A 14590-nucleotide genomic window follows, 5' to 3' on the forward strand; every position below is an offset into this window, starting at 1 on the left:
TTTAACGGTTTAGGATTCTAGCGACTATTAACTATTACTAAAAGCTAAATATAATATGGCAAAGTCAAGTACTAAAAAACGTAAAGTTATAGTTGATGCAGTTGGAGAAGTACACATTACAGCTTCTTTTAACAACATCATTATTTCACTTACTAACAAAAAAGGAGACGTTATTTCATGGTCTTCTGCTGGTAAAATGGGATTCAGAGGTTCTAAAAAGAACACTCCTTATGCTGCACAATTAGCTGCAGAAGATGCTGCTGCTGTAGCACAAGAAGCTGGGTTAAAGAAAGTGAAAGCTTACGTTAAAGGACCTGGAAATGGTAGAGAATCTGCTATTCGTTCTATTCATAATGCAGGAATTGAAGTAACAGAAATTATTGATGTTACTCCATTACCACATAATGGATGTCGTCCTCCTAAAAGAAGAAGAGTATAATTTATATATTTAATTAATTTAATAGCAACTGTTTTTATAGTTGCTATTAAATTTTTTATATGTAAATTTGCAAACTGAAAAATATAAACAAGTATCAACAAGAGATCGACGTTTGTCGAAGGATAAGATTAAGACCTTAATTCACAAACACTCTTAAAAACAATTTAAAATGGCAAGATATACTGGTCCTAAAACTAAAATAGCTCGTAAATTTGGTGAAGCTATATTTGGAGAAGATAAATCTTTTGAAAAAAGAAATTACCCTCCAGGACAACACGGAAACGCTAGACGTCGTGGAAAAAAATCTGAATACGCAATCCAGTTAATGGAAAAACAAAAAGCTAAATATACTTATGGTATTTTAGAGCGTCAATTTAGAGGTTTATTCAAAAAAGCAACTGCTGCACAAGGTATTACAGGTGAAGTTTTATTACAACTTTGCGAATCTAGATTAGACAATGTAGTATTTAGAATGGGAATATCTCCTTCTAGAAGTGGCGCTAGACAATTAGTATCTCACAGACACATAACCGTAAATGGTGAGTTAGTAAATATTCCTTCTTATTCTTTAAAAGCAGGAGATGTTGTAGCTGTAAGAGAAAAATCAAAATCACTTGAAACTATTGATAGATCTTTATCAAACTCAAGTAACGTATACGAGTGGATTACTTGGAATAATGATACAAAGCAAGGAACTTATGTTTCTGTTCCTGCTAGAATTCAAATTCCAGAAAACATTAATGAGCAATTCATCGTAGAATTATATTCTAAATAATAAATAACCCACATTGGTATTTAGCCAAAGGATTTATTAGTCTTCTTCATACTTATAAATCGCGCAACTAAATAACAATTAAAACGAAGAAAATATGGCAGTATTTAATTTTCAAAAACCAGATAAAGTAATCATGATCGATTCTACTGACTTCGAAGGTAAATTCGAATTCAGACCATTAGAACCTGGTTATGGATTAACAGTTGGAAACGCTTTAAGAAGAGTTTTACTTTCTTCTTTAGAAGGATTTGCAATTACATCAGTAAGAATGGAAGGAGTAGATCACGAATTTTCTACTATCGCAGGTGTTGTTGAAGATGTTACAGAAATGATATTAAACTTAAAACAAATGCGTTTTAAGCGTCAAATAGAAGATGTAGATAACGAATCTGTTTCTATCTCTATTTCTGGCCAAGAACAAATTACAGCTGGAGATTTTCAAAAGTTTATTTCAGGATTTCAAGTATTAAATTCAGAATTAGTAATCTGTAATTTAGATCCTAAAGTAAACATTAACATGGAAATTACAATTGAAAAAGGAAGAGGTTATGTACCTGCAGAAGAAAACAAAAAATCCTCTGCACCAATTGGCACAATCTTTACAGATTCTATTTATACACCTATAAAAAATGTTAAATATAGTATTGAGAATTTTCGTGTAGAACAAAAAACAGATTACGAAAAATTAGTTTTCGAAATTGTAACAGATGGTTCTATCACACCTCAAGATGCTTTAACAGAAGGAGCAAAAACGCTTATTCACCACTTTATGTTATTCTCAGATGAGCGTATCACATTAGAAGCGGATGAAATTGCACAAACTGAAACTTATGATGAAGAATCTCTTCACATGAGACAATTGCTTAAAACAAAATTAGTAGATATGGATTTATCTGTACGTGCACTTAATTGTTTAAAAGCTGCAGAAGTAGATACTTTAGGTGACTTAGTATCTTTCAATAAAAATGACTTAATGAAATTCCGTAACTTCGGTAAAAAGTCATTAACAGAGCTTGAAGAGCTTGTAAATGTTAAAGGTTTGAACTTTGGTATGGACCTTTCAAAATATAAATTAGATAAAGATTAATTACTTCATAGTTTGCTCCTCTAAAGAGAGTAGAGCTAGATGAAGCTAAAACAAAAATGTCATGAGACACGGAAAAAAAGTAAATCACTTAGGTAGACAAACAGCGCACAGAAAAGCAATGTTAGCAAATATGGCTTGTTCTTTAATAGAACACAAACGTATTAATACAACTGTAGCTAAAGCTAAAGCGTTAAAAGGTTTTGTTGAACCAATGATCACAAAGTCTAAAGAAGATACTACACATAACAGACGTATTGTTATGTCTAGATTAAGACAGAAAGATGCAGTAACAGAATTATTTAGAGAAGTTGCTACTAAAGTTGGTGATCGTCCAGGTGGTTATACTCGTATAATTAAGCTAGGAAATCGTTTAGGGGATAATGCAGATATGGCAATGATCGAACTTGTAGATTATAATGAAATCTACAATGCAGACAAAAAAGCTAAGAAAACTACTCGTAGAAGTAGAAGAGGTGGAAATAAAGAAGTTGCACCAGTTGCAGAGACTAAAGCTACTAACGAAGAAGAATAAAAAAATAACATTTTTTTAACTTTTAATCAAAAGACAAACTTAATTAAGTTTGTCTTTTTTTTTATATTTACATCTAGAATAAACACTAAAATCTTATTATGAAAAAACTAATTTTTATTGCACTCTTTATGAGTGTCACAATTTCTTTTGCACAAAGTAGTACTACAATTTTACCCGATGGAGGAGGAAATAATGGTAGTGATATACAGAATATTAATGGAAGAAGCGGATTTTGGATAAATTCTACAATATCAAGTGATTTAGAAGGTACTTTTTATTTATATAACAATTGGATAAATAGAGCAGAAGTTCATGATGTAAGTGGTAAAGGATATAATATACCAAATTGTAACTTTAATGTGAAATTTAACCGTATTGAAGCTCTTTTAGATAATGATAAAACCGGTAAGGTTTTTGCTTTTAATAATAGAGATTTAACCAAAGTAAAGATTGGTAGAAAATCTTTTGTTAAAAAAAGTATCGATAAAGGACAAAGTTATTTATTAGAAGTAGTACATGAAGGTAAAGAAATAGCATTATTTAAAGCATATAGCCCAACAATAACAACTACTAGAATTAACCCTATGACTCAACAAAAAATGGGTAAAGATAAAATAGATATTACTTCTAGTTATTATGTAGAGAAAAATGGTGAAATTGAAGCTATTAAAATTAAAAAGTCAAGCGTTTTAAAGTTAATGGCTAATAAAAAAGAAGCGGTTAAAAGCTTTATTAAAGAAAATAAACTTTCTGTCTCAGAAGATGCTGATCTTTTTAAAATATTTCAATATTATGATACATTATAGTAATTGTTAATAAGGATATAAAAATATAAAGGATAAACTATTTTAGTTTATCCTTTTTTTTATGCAATTTTGTAAACCAAACAACACTACAAAACACACACAATGAAATACCAATCTCTTAGAAAAGCAATCATTCTATTAGCAGATGGAACCATTTTTCATGGTAAAGCAGTCGCTAATAAAGAAGGAACTTCTTTTGGAGAAGTTTGTTTTAATACTGGAATGACAGGTTATCAAGAAATTTTCACAGACCCTTCTTACTTTGGCCAACTAATGGTAACAACCAATGCACATATTGGTAATTATGGTACAAATACCGAAGAAATAGAATCGGATGCTATAAAAATTGCAGGATTAATCTGTAAGAATTTTAGTTACGAGTATTCTCGAGATGCAGCAGATGCTTCATTAGAAGAATTTTTAGACAAAAACAACCTTTTAGCTATTTCAGATATAGATACAAGAGCTCTTGTAAGTTATATTAGAGATAATGGGGCTATGAATGCAGTAATTTCTACAGATGTTGAAAATATTGATGGACTAAAAAAAGAACTTGCTCAAATACCAAAAATGCAAGGTTTAGAACTAGCTTCAAAAGTTTCAACTAAAGAAGCCTATTATTTTGGAAATGAAAATGCTTCTTTAAAAATTGCAGCTCTAGATATAGGAATTAAAAAGAACATACTTCGAAACTTAGCAAAAAGAGACGCGTACATTAAAGTGTTTCCATACAACGCTAAATTTGAAGAATTAGAAGCATGGAATCCAGATGGATATTTCTTGTCTAATGGACCAGGAGATCCTGAACCTTTAATAGAAGCTCAACAAGTAGCAAAAGAGATTATTAAAAAAGACTTACCATTGTTTGGTATCTGTTTAGGGCATCAAGTTATTGCTTTAGCCAACGGAATCTCTACTTATAAAATGCATAATGGACATAGAGGTATTAACCATCCAGTAAAGAATTTAATAACAGGTAAAGGAGAAATTACTTCGCAAAATCATGGGTTTGCAATTAATAGAGAAGAAACAGAAGCACATCCAGACCTAGAAATAACACACCTACACCTTAATGATGATACCGTTGCAGGAATTAAAATGAAAAGCAAAAACTGTTTTTCGGTACAATATCATCCAGAAGCTAGTCCTGGACCACATGATTCATCTTATTTATTTGATGAGTTTATTAAAAACATTAGAGCTAATTAATACAAAAAAGACAACAAAAATAGAACTTTGTTGTCTTTTCTGTTTTACTAAAACGTTATCGAAACAATTATAAATAATTCTTTAATTAACTTACTAAATAAAAGATAATTAAAAGTAAATTTGAACAACAAAAACATATTTTATGAGCATTATAATTAATATTCACGCAAGACAAATTTTAGATTCAAGAGGAAATCCAACAGTAGAAGTAGATGTTATTACAGAAAATGGATTTTTAGGAAGAGCAGCTGTACCATCAGGTGCTTCAACAGGAGAACACGAAGCTGTAGAGTTACGTGATGGTGGAAAAGCATTCATGGGAAAAGGTGTAACCAAAGCTGTAACTAATGTGAATACAATTATTGCAGAGGAATTATTAGGTGTTTCTGTTTTTGATCAAAATGATATTGATCAAATCATGATAGATTTAGATGGTACCCCAAACAAATCTAAATTAGGAGCAAATGCAATTTTAGGAGTTTCCTTAGCCGTTGCAAAAGCAGCAGCAAATGAATTAGCTTTACCATTATATCGTTATGTAGGAGGTGTTTCAGCTAACACATTACCAGTTCCAATGATGAATATCATTAATGGAGGCTCACATAGTGATGCACCAATAGCTTTTCAAGAATTTATGGTAATGCCTGTAAAAGCTAAAAACTTTACACATGCAATGCAAATGGGAACGGAAATTTTCCATAACTTAAAAAAAGTATTGCACGATAGAGGATTAAGCACAGCTGTTGGAGATGAAGGTGGTTTTGCACCAAACCTAGAAGGAGGAACAGAAGATGCTTTAGAAACTATTGCAAAAGCAGTAGATAATGCAGGATACAAATTAGGAGACGATGTTATGATTGCTTTAGATTGTGCTTCTGCAGAATTTTATGTAGACGGAAAATACGATTACACTAAATTTGAAGGAGACAAAGGAAAAGTAAGAACAAGTAAAGAACAAGCAGATTACTTAGCCGAATTAGCAGCTAAATACCCAATAATATCTATTGAAGATGGAATGGATGAAAACGATTGGGACGGTTGGAAATATTTAACAGAGAAAATTGGCGATAAAGTGCAATTAGTTGGAGATGATTTATTTGTAACTAACGTAGAACGTTTATTAAGAGGTATAGAAAGTAATACCGCAAATTCTATTTTAATAAAAGTTAATCAAATTGGTACATTAACAGAAACTATTGCAGCTGTAAATATGGCTCACAACGCTGGTTACACTTCTGTAATGTCTCATAGATCTGGTGAAACAGAAGATAATACTATTGCCGATTTAGCAGTTGCTTTAAATTGTGGGCAAATAAAAACAGGTTCTGCATCTCGTAGTGATAGAATGGCAAAATACAACCAATTACTTCGTATAGAAGAAGAATTAGGACAAGTAGCTTACTACCCGCAAGAGAAAGCTTTTAAAATAAAGTAGATTTTTTAGTTTAAAAGAAGAGTTCTATTCTTCAACTTTTAAAGTTCGATTAATCTCTACAAGAAATAAATTTGCTAACTTTGCAAAAAAAAACAAATAAATGCATTTTGCATTTATTTGTTTTATTATTAAATGATTATGAAAAAAAATTACCTTTTTACATTACTATTTTCGTTACTATTTAGTCTAACTTTTTCTCAAGTATTACCTGAAGGTTTTGCCTTGGTTGAAGTTACCGACAAAGTTGAAAATGCAAGTTGTTTTGCTTTTATAGATGAAAACAATATCCTAATAGCAAAGCAAAATGGAGAAATATACTTGCATGAAAATGGAGTTACTTCTGCAGAACCAATAGTTTATATACCAACAATAAATTCCACAATAAGTGGAGATAGAGGGTTAGCTTCTATTGCTGTAGATCCAGATTATCCAAGTTCTCCATACGTCTATATTACATATACAGTAGAAGAATCAACAAATAATGTAGTTTCTAGATTTAACTATTCTAATGGTGTTTTCGATTTATCTTCAGAGCTAGTGCTTTTAGAATTAAGTCCCATTTTATATAGATGGCATGTTGGGGGGGCTATCGTTTTTGATGATGCTGGTCATTTATTTACTACAACTGGTGATAATAGTATCCCAAATAATGCACAAGACATCAATACTACCCATGGAAAAGTATTACGTATTAATAAAGATGGTACTATTCCAACAGACAACCCATATTATGGTAGTGGAGGAGTTAGTGATTTGTTTTGGGGAATTGGATTGAGAAACCCATATACAATGGCTATTCATAAAGCAACTAATACAATTTATATAAATGATGTAGGGCAAGTAGCTTGGGAAGAAATTAATAACGCTACTGTAGCAAATAGAAATTTTGGATGGCCAAATGAAGAAGGACCAAATAGTACTGCAACTTCTATTTACGATGAACCTTCTTATGCTTATGCGCATCCAGGTGTTGTAAATGATATAACAGGTTATGCTATTACAGGAGGAGCTTTCTATGATCCATTAGTGCCAAAATATCCTAACGAATATGTAAATAAATATTTCTTTTTAGAATTTTCTAATCAATGGATTAATATAGTAGACCCTTATGATGATCTTACAGATGGTCATACTCATATTCACGATTTAACAAGTACAAGAGAAACTTTTGCTACAGGGATTCCTAGAGGTGGAATTTACCTTACAACAAGTCCAGATGGTTATTTATACTTTTTTAGTAGAATAGATAATATCTTATATAAGATTGAGTATACAGATACAGATATACCTGTTATAATTCAACAAGAAGAAGATACTGTAACTATGGACGGAGAGAGAACTACTTTTAATGTTGTTGCTGCTGGTGCTCCAGATTTAACTTACCAATGGTATAAGAATGGAACTATTATCTCTAATGCACCAAACGCTGCTATTTATAGAATATGGACTACCACAATGGCTAGTGCAGGTACATATCAGGCTAGAGTATTTAATTCTTATGGAGAAGTTTGGAGTGAAACTTTTGAATTAACAGTAATTCCCTTTAATGAATCAGCAACAGTTACTGTAACAGCTACCTCTCCCGTAAATGGAAGTATGTACCAAGCAGGAGAAACTATCAATTTTTCAGCTACTGCTACCGATCCAGAAATGGGCGTAATACCTGCATCAAATTATACTTGGTTTGTTGAGTTTCATCATAACGATCATTTACATGATGGGCCAGCATTTGCAACTGGAGTAGATAGCGGAACTTTTGTTATTCCAGATGTAGGCGAAATAGCTTCTGATGTGTGGTATAAAATTATAGCTAAAGTTACAGATGATATTGATCAAGAATCTGAAGGATTTGCTGAAGTTTTTCCTTTAAAAACCGATATTACTTTTGCAACACAACCTGCAGGACTTGAAGTGAGTATTGATGGCCCTGGAATAGTTACACCATTTACAGAAACATTTGTAGAACACTTAAGGTTGCCTATAGGAGCTCCTTCACAAACAGTTAATGGTACCGATGGTGTATATAGATTAAACTATTGGTCTGAGACAGTTACTAATGATTTATATTTAATTCCAGAAGAAGAAACAACATTAACAGCAGTTTTTGAACTTTGTACAAACCCAGATAATATTCCTACGTTAACCTATACGGAAAGCATTGATGGAATTGAATTTAATTGGAACACAACGAGTACTGCTTGTAATCAAGGGTTTACTTTAGAAAATATGGATTCACTTGAAACCTATACCATTTTTGCTAATAATGTAGATAGTGATTATAGTCAACTAGTTAATAATTTAGTTACAGGTACTCAATATAATTTTAGAGTTCAAGCATATAATGAATATGGAGTTTCCGACTATACTTATATTACTTTTACACTGGGAGTAGACAACTTTAGTGCCTTTAATGGTATTCGTGTATATCCTAATCCTGTAAACAATTATTTCAATATTGAAGGTTTAAATGAAAATGAAGAATACACCTTAAATTTATACTCCCTTTTAGGGCAGTCTGTAGAAAATTTTAAAACCAATAGCATAGAAGGTACACATCTAGAATATGATATGTCTAAGCTAGAAAGTGGTATTTACTTTTTAAAAGTATCTGTTAATGGAAAAAATAAAACGTTTAAAATTATAAAAGAATAAACCAATATTATTTGACTTAAAAAAAAACGCTTATTGACAAAATAAGCGTTTTTTTTGTGCCATAAATTTTAATAATAATCCTATTAAAAAAACCTTTGTCACTTCGCTTTAATAATCGTGTGATTTTTCGTAATTTAGCATTCCGCAAAACAAAATAATACTCAAATATAAATATGTCAAAAACAGCTACATTAGAGATTGATGGAAAAAAGTATGAATTTCCTTTAATTGTAGGTACAGAAAACGAAGTTGCTATAGATATTAAAACCTTAAGAGGAGCAACAAGTGGAATAACAACTATAGATCCAGGTTATAAAAATACAGGAGCATGCGAAAGTGCTATCACATTTTTAAATGGAGAAGAAGGTATTTTAAGATATAGAGGTTATTCTATTGAAGAATTAGCAGAAAAAGCAGATTTCCTTGAAGTAGCATTCTTGCTTATTTTTGGTGAATTACCAACTAAAGTAGAATTAGAAAAATTTCATTCAGACATAAAAGCCCAGTCGGTTGTAGATGATGACATAAAAAAAATATTAGATGCATTCCCTAAATCTGCACATCCAATGGGAGTACTATCTTCTTTAACAAGTGCATTAACAGCATTTAATCCTTCTTCTGTAAATGTAGATTCAGAAGAGGATATGTACAAAAGTGTAGTTAGAATTCTAGGTAAATTTCCTGTGTTAGTAGCATGGACAATGCGTAAAAAACAAGGCCTGCCATTAAATTATGGAGACAACTCGTTAGGTTATGTAGAAAACATCTTAAAAATGATGTTTGAAAAACCAAACGAAGAATATAAACAAAGTTCCATTTTAGTTAATGCCTTAGATAAGCTATTAATTTTACATGCAGATCACGAGCAAAACTGTTCTACTTCTACAGTGCGTATAGTAGGTTCTGCACACACTGGTTTATTTGCTTCTATTTCTTCGGGTATTTCTGCACTTTGGGGACCATTACACGGTGGCGCAAATCAAGCAGTTTTAGAAATGTTAAGTGGTATTGAAGAGGATGATGGAGATACAAAAAAATATATGGCTAAAGCTAAGGACAAGAGTGATCCTTTCCGTTTAATGGGCTTTGGACATAGAGTATATAAAAATTTCGACCCAAGAGCAAAAATTATAAAAGTAGCTGCAGACGAGGTTCTAGGAGATCTTGGTGTAGAAGATCCAATTTTAGATATAGCAAAAGGACTAGAAAAAGAAGCACTAGAAGATAAATATTTTGTGGATAGAAAATTATATCCAAATGTAGATTTCTATTCTGGTATTATTTATAGAGCTATGGGGATTCCTACAGATATGTTTACTGTAATGTTTGCATTAGGTAGATTGCCAGGTTGGATTGCGCAATGGCGTGAAATGCGTTTACGTAAAGAACCAATTGGTAGACCAAGACAAATATATATTGGAGAAAATAGTAGAGCTTTTAAAGACATTAAAAACAGATAAGATTAATAACTTAATCTGTAAAAAAGCTTCATAAGAAATTATGGAGCTTTTTTATATATTTACATCATGTTAAAACTAAACGTAAAAAACGAAACATCAAGATTAAGAGCAGTTGTTTTAGGTATTGCAAAAAGTAATGGGCCAACACCAAGTTTGGAAGAAGCTTACGATCCTAAATCAGCCTATCATATTAAACAAGGAACTTACCCAATAGAAGAAGATATGGTAAAAGAAATGGAAGCTGTTGCATCCGTTTTTAAAAAATATGATGTTACTATATATAGGCCAGAATTAATAAAAGATTGTAATCAAATATTCGCAAGAGATATAGCTTTTGTAATTGATGATGTTTTTGTAAAAGCCAATATTTTACCAGATAGAGAAAACGAATTAGACGCTATAAAATACGTGGTAGATCAAATTGATCCAGATAAAGTAATTCGACCACCAGAAGAAGTTCATATTGAAGGAGGAGATGTAATGCCTTGGAATGATTATATTTTTGTTGGTACCTATAGAGAAGCGGATTATGCAGATTATATTGTTGCTAGAACCAACATAGAAGGTGTGGCATTCATAGAAAACACATTTCCTAATAAAATAGTAAAGTCTTTTAATTTAAGAAAATCGCAAACAAACCCAAGGGATAATGCCTTACATTTAGATTGCTGTTTTCAGCCATTAGGAACCAATAAAGCAATCCTACATAAGGAAGGGTTTCTTGAAGAAGAAGAATATGAATGGTTGTTAAATTTCTTCGGTAAAGAAAATTGTTTCCTAATAACAAAAGAAGAAATGTATAACATGAATAGTAATGTGTTTTCCATTTCTGAAGATGTAGTGATTTCAGAAAAAAACTTCACACGTTTAAACACTTGGCTTCGAGAAAACGGATTTACTGTTGAAGAAGTTCCCTACGCCGAAATATCCAAACAAGAAGGATTACTTCGCTGTAGTACCATGCCATTAATTAGAGACTAAATTCTTTATAGACCCAAAAAAAACATGCAACAAACCACAAATACAATATTAATGATTCGTCCTATTAATTTTAGGAGGAATGAGCAAACTGCAGTAAATAATTATTATCAAAAAGAAGCAGATGGTATATTGCCAGAAACAGAAAATGTAAAAGCCCAGAAAGAGTTTGATACTTTTGTAGAAAAACTACGAGATAAAGGGGTTCATGTTGTTGTTATAAGTGATACGGAAGAATTTGATACTCCAGACTCTATTTTTCCTAATAATTGGATTTCTTTTCATGAAAACGGAACCGTTGGTATTTATCCAATGTTTGCAGAAAATAGAAGAAATGAAAGAAGAGAAGATGTTTTGTTAGCATTAGAAAAAGAAGGCTTTGTTATTGAAAATATTGTAGACTATACAAGCGCAGAGGAAGAAGGCGTTTTTTTAGAAGCAACAGGAAGTATTCTTTTAGATCGGAAAAATAGTATTGCTTATTGTGCATTATCTGCACGTGCAGATGAAGAATTATTTATAGAATTTTGTGAAGATTTTGAATATAATCCAATAATATTTACAGCTAATCAAACTGTAAATGGCAAACGAGAAGCTATATACCATACTAATGTAATGATGTGTCTTGCAGAAACTTTTGCTGTAATTTGTTTAGATGCTATAGACGATAAAAAAGAACGTAAAAACGTAGTTAAACATTTACAAGAAAGCGGTAAAGAAGTTATACGTATAACCGAAGAACAAGTAAGTAGTTTTGCTGGTAATATGCTACAAGTAAGAGGGAAAGAGGATAAGCGTTTTTTAGTTATGAGTCAAGCAGCTCATGATAGTTTAACTCCTGCTCAAATTAAAATGATTACTAAACATAGCGAAATTGTTAGTAGTAGTTTAGATACAATTGAATCTTGTGGTGGTGGTAGTGCACGTTGTATGATGGCAGAAGTGTTTTTGCCTAAAAATTAAACACCTCCTGAAGGATTTGTTTTTGGTAATTCTACATAAAAAGTACTACCAATATCTTCGGTGCTTTCTACCCAAATTTTACCATGATTGAGTTCTACTAGTTCTTTACAAATAGTTAAACCTAATCCCGTACCTTTTTCGTTTTTAGTACCAATGGTTGTAAAAGAATTATTTTTAAATAATTGGTCTTGGTTTTCTTTAGAAATACCAACTCCTGTATCTCCTATACTAATTAAAGTGTTTCCGTTGCTGATGTTGTTTTTTATCGTTATGGTATCTCCAGATTTACAAAACTTAACGGCATTAGTAAGTAGATTTTGAATAATAATTTCTACCATACTTTTGTCTGCATAAACAAAATCGCGTAAAGAGTTATCTTCTATCTTAATGTTTTTATTTTCTGTTTTTTGTTCGATAAGTTTTAATTTATCTAAAAACACTTCTTGTACATCAAACAGGCTAGGTTTAGATTCTAAGGACTGCATTTGTGATTTCGACCAATTTAAAAGATTAAATAAAAGTAAAGATGCATTATTTGCGTTTTCGCTTAATTCTGGTAATAAATGGTTGAATTCTGCTTTACTTAGGGATCCATCTTTAAGTAAATCTATAAACCCTTTAATAGAAGTAAGGGAGTCTTTTAAGTCATGAGATACAATTGAAAACAGTTTGTCTTTTACTGTATTAATATCTTCAAGGTTTTTAGTTTGATTTAAAATGGCTTCGTTTTGTATATTAATTTGCTTGTTTTTGTCTTCTAATTCTTTAGTATATTTTATACTGTTGTTCCTTTTTAAGTAGATTAAAATTAAAAAAGTAGACACCACGAGTAAAGCGAGAAGTAAAGAGTAAAAAATAAGTTTTAATCTACTTATCTCTTCTTGATTAGCTTTCTTTTCTTCTTCGTGTTTACTTATTAATTCTTGATTTACTACATTATTATTAATGTTTAAATCTTGCTTTTCTAAAGGAACTACAATAGGTTCTTTTATTAAGGAAGCATGAGAAGCTTCTTGTTGTTGTTGGTTTTTAACTTTTTCTTTAAGCTCGAAGTACCTTTTTTGCCAAATATAAGCTAGTTTAAAATTACTTTCTACAGAATCTAGTTTTGCTCGTAAACCGTAGTTTTTTATTAGCTCATTGTCGTCCTTTAACTTTCTTGCTATTGTCGTTGCTTCATAAAGCAAGCGCTCTGCAACTATTGGTTTTTTTTCTCTTAAATATAATTCTCCAGCTGTATTAAGACCTATTAAAACACCTTTGTCATTATTAATTCTTCTGTTTAATCTTAGTCCTTGTGTTACATATTCTTTAGCTTGATCTAGATTGTTAAGGGCAAGATAAGAGCGTCCTATATTAGTTAACACATCCCCTCTTAGCTCAGAGTCATCTTCGTCAATACTAGTAAGTACATTATTATAATGATAAATTGCTTTTTGGTAGTCTTGCTTGTGATAAAATAAATCCCCTAGGTTTTTACTGGTAACTATAATTTCTTCCTGGTAACCAAGGCTTTCTTGTAAATCAAGAGTTTTTTTATAAAATATTATAGCTTGATCATAAACCTTCATTTTGTAGTATGCAGTAGCTAAATTTCTGTAAGCATCACAAAGTTCATTCTTTAAATCACGTTTTTCAAGGATGTCTATAGAAGAAAGCGAAAACTGTAATCCTTTGTCATAGTTTCCTCTTGCAATCTCAATCAAACCAATGCTATTATTAATTTTTGCAATACCTAGTGTGTCAGCTAAAGAAATGTAAAGTTCTTTTGACTTTGTGTAGTTTTCAATTGCATTAATATAATCTTCTTTTTTTGCAAAAATTAAAGCTTTGTAATAGGTGATTTCAGCAATACCTGCCTTGTAATTTAAGTCATTAGATAGTTTTTCACTTTCTCTAATAAATTGTAGCGCTTTACTGTAATCTTTAGTGTGGTATAATAACTTAATTATTTGTAAAGAGGTATTAACCTTTGTAGTGTCAGGTTTCTGAAAAGCTAGTTGAATAGTGAGATTGTCAAGATCCTCGTCTTGCGAGAAGCCTAAAAGCACACTAAAACAAAAAATAAGAGTAATCAGTTTCCTCATTTAATACATTTACAACAGTAAGGTATCAACTAAGAGTCTTTTTTGAGGGAATCAAAAACACTTTGTTAAATTATAATTAGTTAAAAGTTATTAAAGAATTATCCAGTTTTTTAGGGATAGGATTTAATTCTATTAAGGCAAAACTCAATAAAACAGATTTAATAAAC

The 14590-nt window shown here is 31.1% G+C and carries 12 protein-coding genes; 11 read left to right on the top strand and 1 reads right to left on the bottom strand.

The window, feature by feature from the left end:
* The first annotated feature begins 55 nt into the window (after positions 1 to 55).
* From rpsK to ctlX, 11 genes are all read left to right on the top strand, one after another.
* Positions 56 to 439 (top strand): 30S ribosomal protein S11, encoded by a 384-nt coding sequence (gene rpsK / locus Q4512_RS13250; RefSeq protein WP_303425541.1) that lies wholly within the window; start codon positions 56 to 58, stop codon positions 437 to 439.
* A gap of 169 nt (positions 440 to 608) precedes the next feature.
* Positions 609 to 1214, top strand: coding sequence for a 30S ribosomal protein S4 (gene rpsD, locus Q4512_RS13255; RefSeq protein ID WP_303425543.1), 606 nt, complete (start codon positions 609 to 611; stop codon positions 1212 to 1214).
* Between the two features lie 94 nt (positions 1215 to 1308).
* Positions 1309 to 2301: a DNA-directed RNA polymerase subunit alpha gene (locus tag Q4512_RS13260; RefSeq protein WP_303425544.1), complete on the top strand. Its 993-nt coding sequence runs from the start codon at positions 1309 to 1311 to the stop codon at positions 2299 to 2301.
* Between the two features lie 61 nt (positions 2302 to 2362).
* Positions 2363 to 2833, top strand: a complete 471-nt coding sequence (gene rplQ, locus Q4512_RS13265) for a 50S ribosomal protein L17 (RefSeq protein WP_303425546.1) — start codon at positions 2363 to 2365, stop codon at positions 2831 to 2833.
* Positions 2834 to 2931: 98 nt separating this feature from the next.
* Entirely contained in the window at positions 2932 to 3639 is a 708-nt protein-coding gene (locus Q4512_RS13270) for a hypothetical protein (protein WP_303425547.1), read from the top strand.
* A gap of 102 nt (positions 3640 to 3741) precedes the next feature.
* On the top strand, positions 3742 to 4848 hold the full coding sequence (gene carA / locus Q4512_RS13275) for a glutamine-hydrolyzing carbamoyl-phosphate synthase small subunit (RefSeq protein WP_303425548.1): 1107 nt from the start codon (positions 3742 to 3744) through the stop codon (positions 4846 to 4848).
* Between the two features lie 142 nt (positions 4849 to 4990).
* Positions 4991 to 6283 (top strand): phosphopyruvate hydratase, encoded by a 1293-nt coding sequence (gene eno, locus Q4512_RS13280; protein ID WP_303425549.1) that lies wholly within the window; start codon positions 4991 to 4993, stop codon positions 6281 to 6283.
* A 138-nt stretch (positions 6284 to 6421) separates the two neighbouring features.
* The gene (locus tag Q4512_RS13285; protein ID WP_303425550.1) at positions 6422 to 8935 is read left to right on the top strand and encodes a PQQ-dependent sugar dehydrogenase; all 2514 of its coding nucleotides are present in this window, start codon (positions 6422 to 6424) and stop codon (positions 8933 to 8935) included.
* Between the two features lie 173 nt (positions 8936 to 9108).
* Positions 9109 to 10395 (top strand): citrate synthase, encoded by a 1287-nt coding sequence (locus Q4512_RS13290; RefSeq protein WP_303425552.1) that lies wholly within the window; start codon positions 9109 to 9111, stop codon positions 10393 to 10395.
* A gap of 66 nt (positions 10396 to 10461) precedes the next feature.
* Positions 10462 to 11376, top strand: a complete 915-nt coding sequence (locus tag Q4512_RS13295) for a dimethylarginine dimethylaminohydrolase family protein (protein ID WP_303425553.1) — start codon at positions 10462 to 10464, stop codon at positions 11374 to 11376.
* 24 nt (positions 11377 to 11400) lie between these two features.
* Positions 11401 to 12336, top strand: coding sequence for a citrulline utilization hydrolase CtlX (gene ctlX / locus Q4512_RS13300; protein WP_303425555.1), 936 nt, complete (start codon positions 11401 to 11403; stop codon positions 12334 to 12336).
* Here ctlX and Q4512_RS13305 read toward each other — a convergent pair.
* A complete protein-coding gene (locus Q4512_RS13305; RefSeq protein ID WP_303425556.1) occupies positions 12333 to 14423 on the bottom strand; it encodes a tetratricopeptide repeat-containing sensor histidine kinase in 2091 nt (696 codons plus the stop codon). The two genes, ctlX and Q4512_RS13305, sit on opposite strands and share 4 nt — an antisense overlap.
* Between the last annotated feature and the right edge of the window lie 167 nt (positions 14424 to 14590).

Origin of the sequence: Oceanihabitans sp. 2_MG-2023, from assembly GCF_030547245.1 — a bacterium.
In the GTDB taxonomy this organism is placed as follows: Bacteria; Bacteroidota; Bacteroidia; order Flavobacteriales; family Flavobacteriaceae; genus Oceanihabitans.

What these genes read in the sequence shown, in the direction of transcription:
- rpsK (WP_303425541.1), top strand. Translation starts at nt 56, where the DNA reads ATGGCAAAGTCAAGTACTAAAAAACGTAAAGTTATAGTTGATGCAGTT.
- rpsD (WP_303425543.1), top strand. Translation starts at nt 609, where the DNA reads ATGGCAAGATATACTGGTCCTAAAACTAAAATAGCTCGTAAATTTGGT.
- Q4512_RS13260 (WP_303425544.1), top strand. Translation starts at nt 1,309, where the DNA reads ATGGCAGTATTTAATTTTCAAAAACCAGATAAAGTAATCATGATCGAT.
- rplQ (WP_303425546.1), top strand. Translation starts at nt 2,363, where the DNA reads ATGAGACACGGAAAAAAAGTAAATCACTTAGGTAGACAAACAGCGCAC.
- Q4512_RS13270 (WP_303425547.1), top strand. Translation starts at nt 2,932, where the DNA reads ATGAAAAAACTAATTTTTATTGCACTCTTTATGAGTGTCACAATTTCT.
- carA (WP_303425548.1), top strand. Translation starts at nt 3,742, where the DNA reads ATGAAATACCAATCTCTTAGAAAAGCAATCATTCTATTAGCAGATGGA.
- eno (WP_303425549.1), top strand. Translation starts at nt 4,991, where the DNA reads ATGAGCATTATAATTAATATTCACGCAAGACAAATTTTAGATTCAAGA.
- Q4512_RS13285 (WP_303425550.1), top strand. Translation starts at nt 6,422, where the DNA reads ATGAAAAAAAATTACCTTTTTACATTACTATTTTCGTTACTATTTAGT.
- Q4512_RS13290 (WP_303425552.1), top strand. Translation starts at nt 9,109, where the DNA reads ATGTCAAAAACAGCTACATTAGAGATTGATGGAAAAAAGTATGAATTT.
- Q4512_RS13295 (WP_303425553.1), top strand. Translation starts at nt 10,462, where the DNA reads ATGTTAAAACTAAACGTAAAAAACGAAACATCAAGATTAAGAGCAGTT.
- ctlX (WP_303425555.1), top strand. Translation starts at nt 11,401, where the DNA reads ATGCAACAAACCACAAATACAATATTAATGATTCGTCCTATTAATTTT.
- Q4512_RS13305 (WP_303425556.1), bottom strand. Translation starts at nt 14,423, where the DNA reads ATGAGGAAACTGATTACTCTTATTTTTTGTTTTAGTGTGCTTTTAGGC.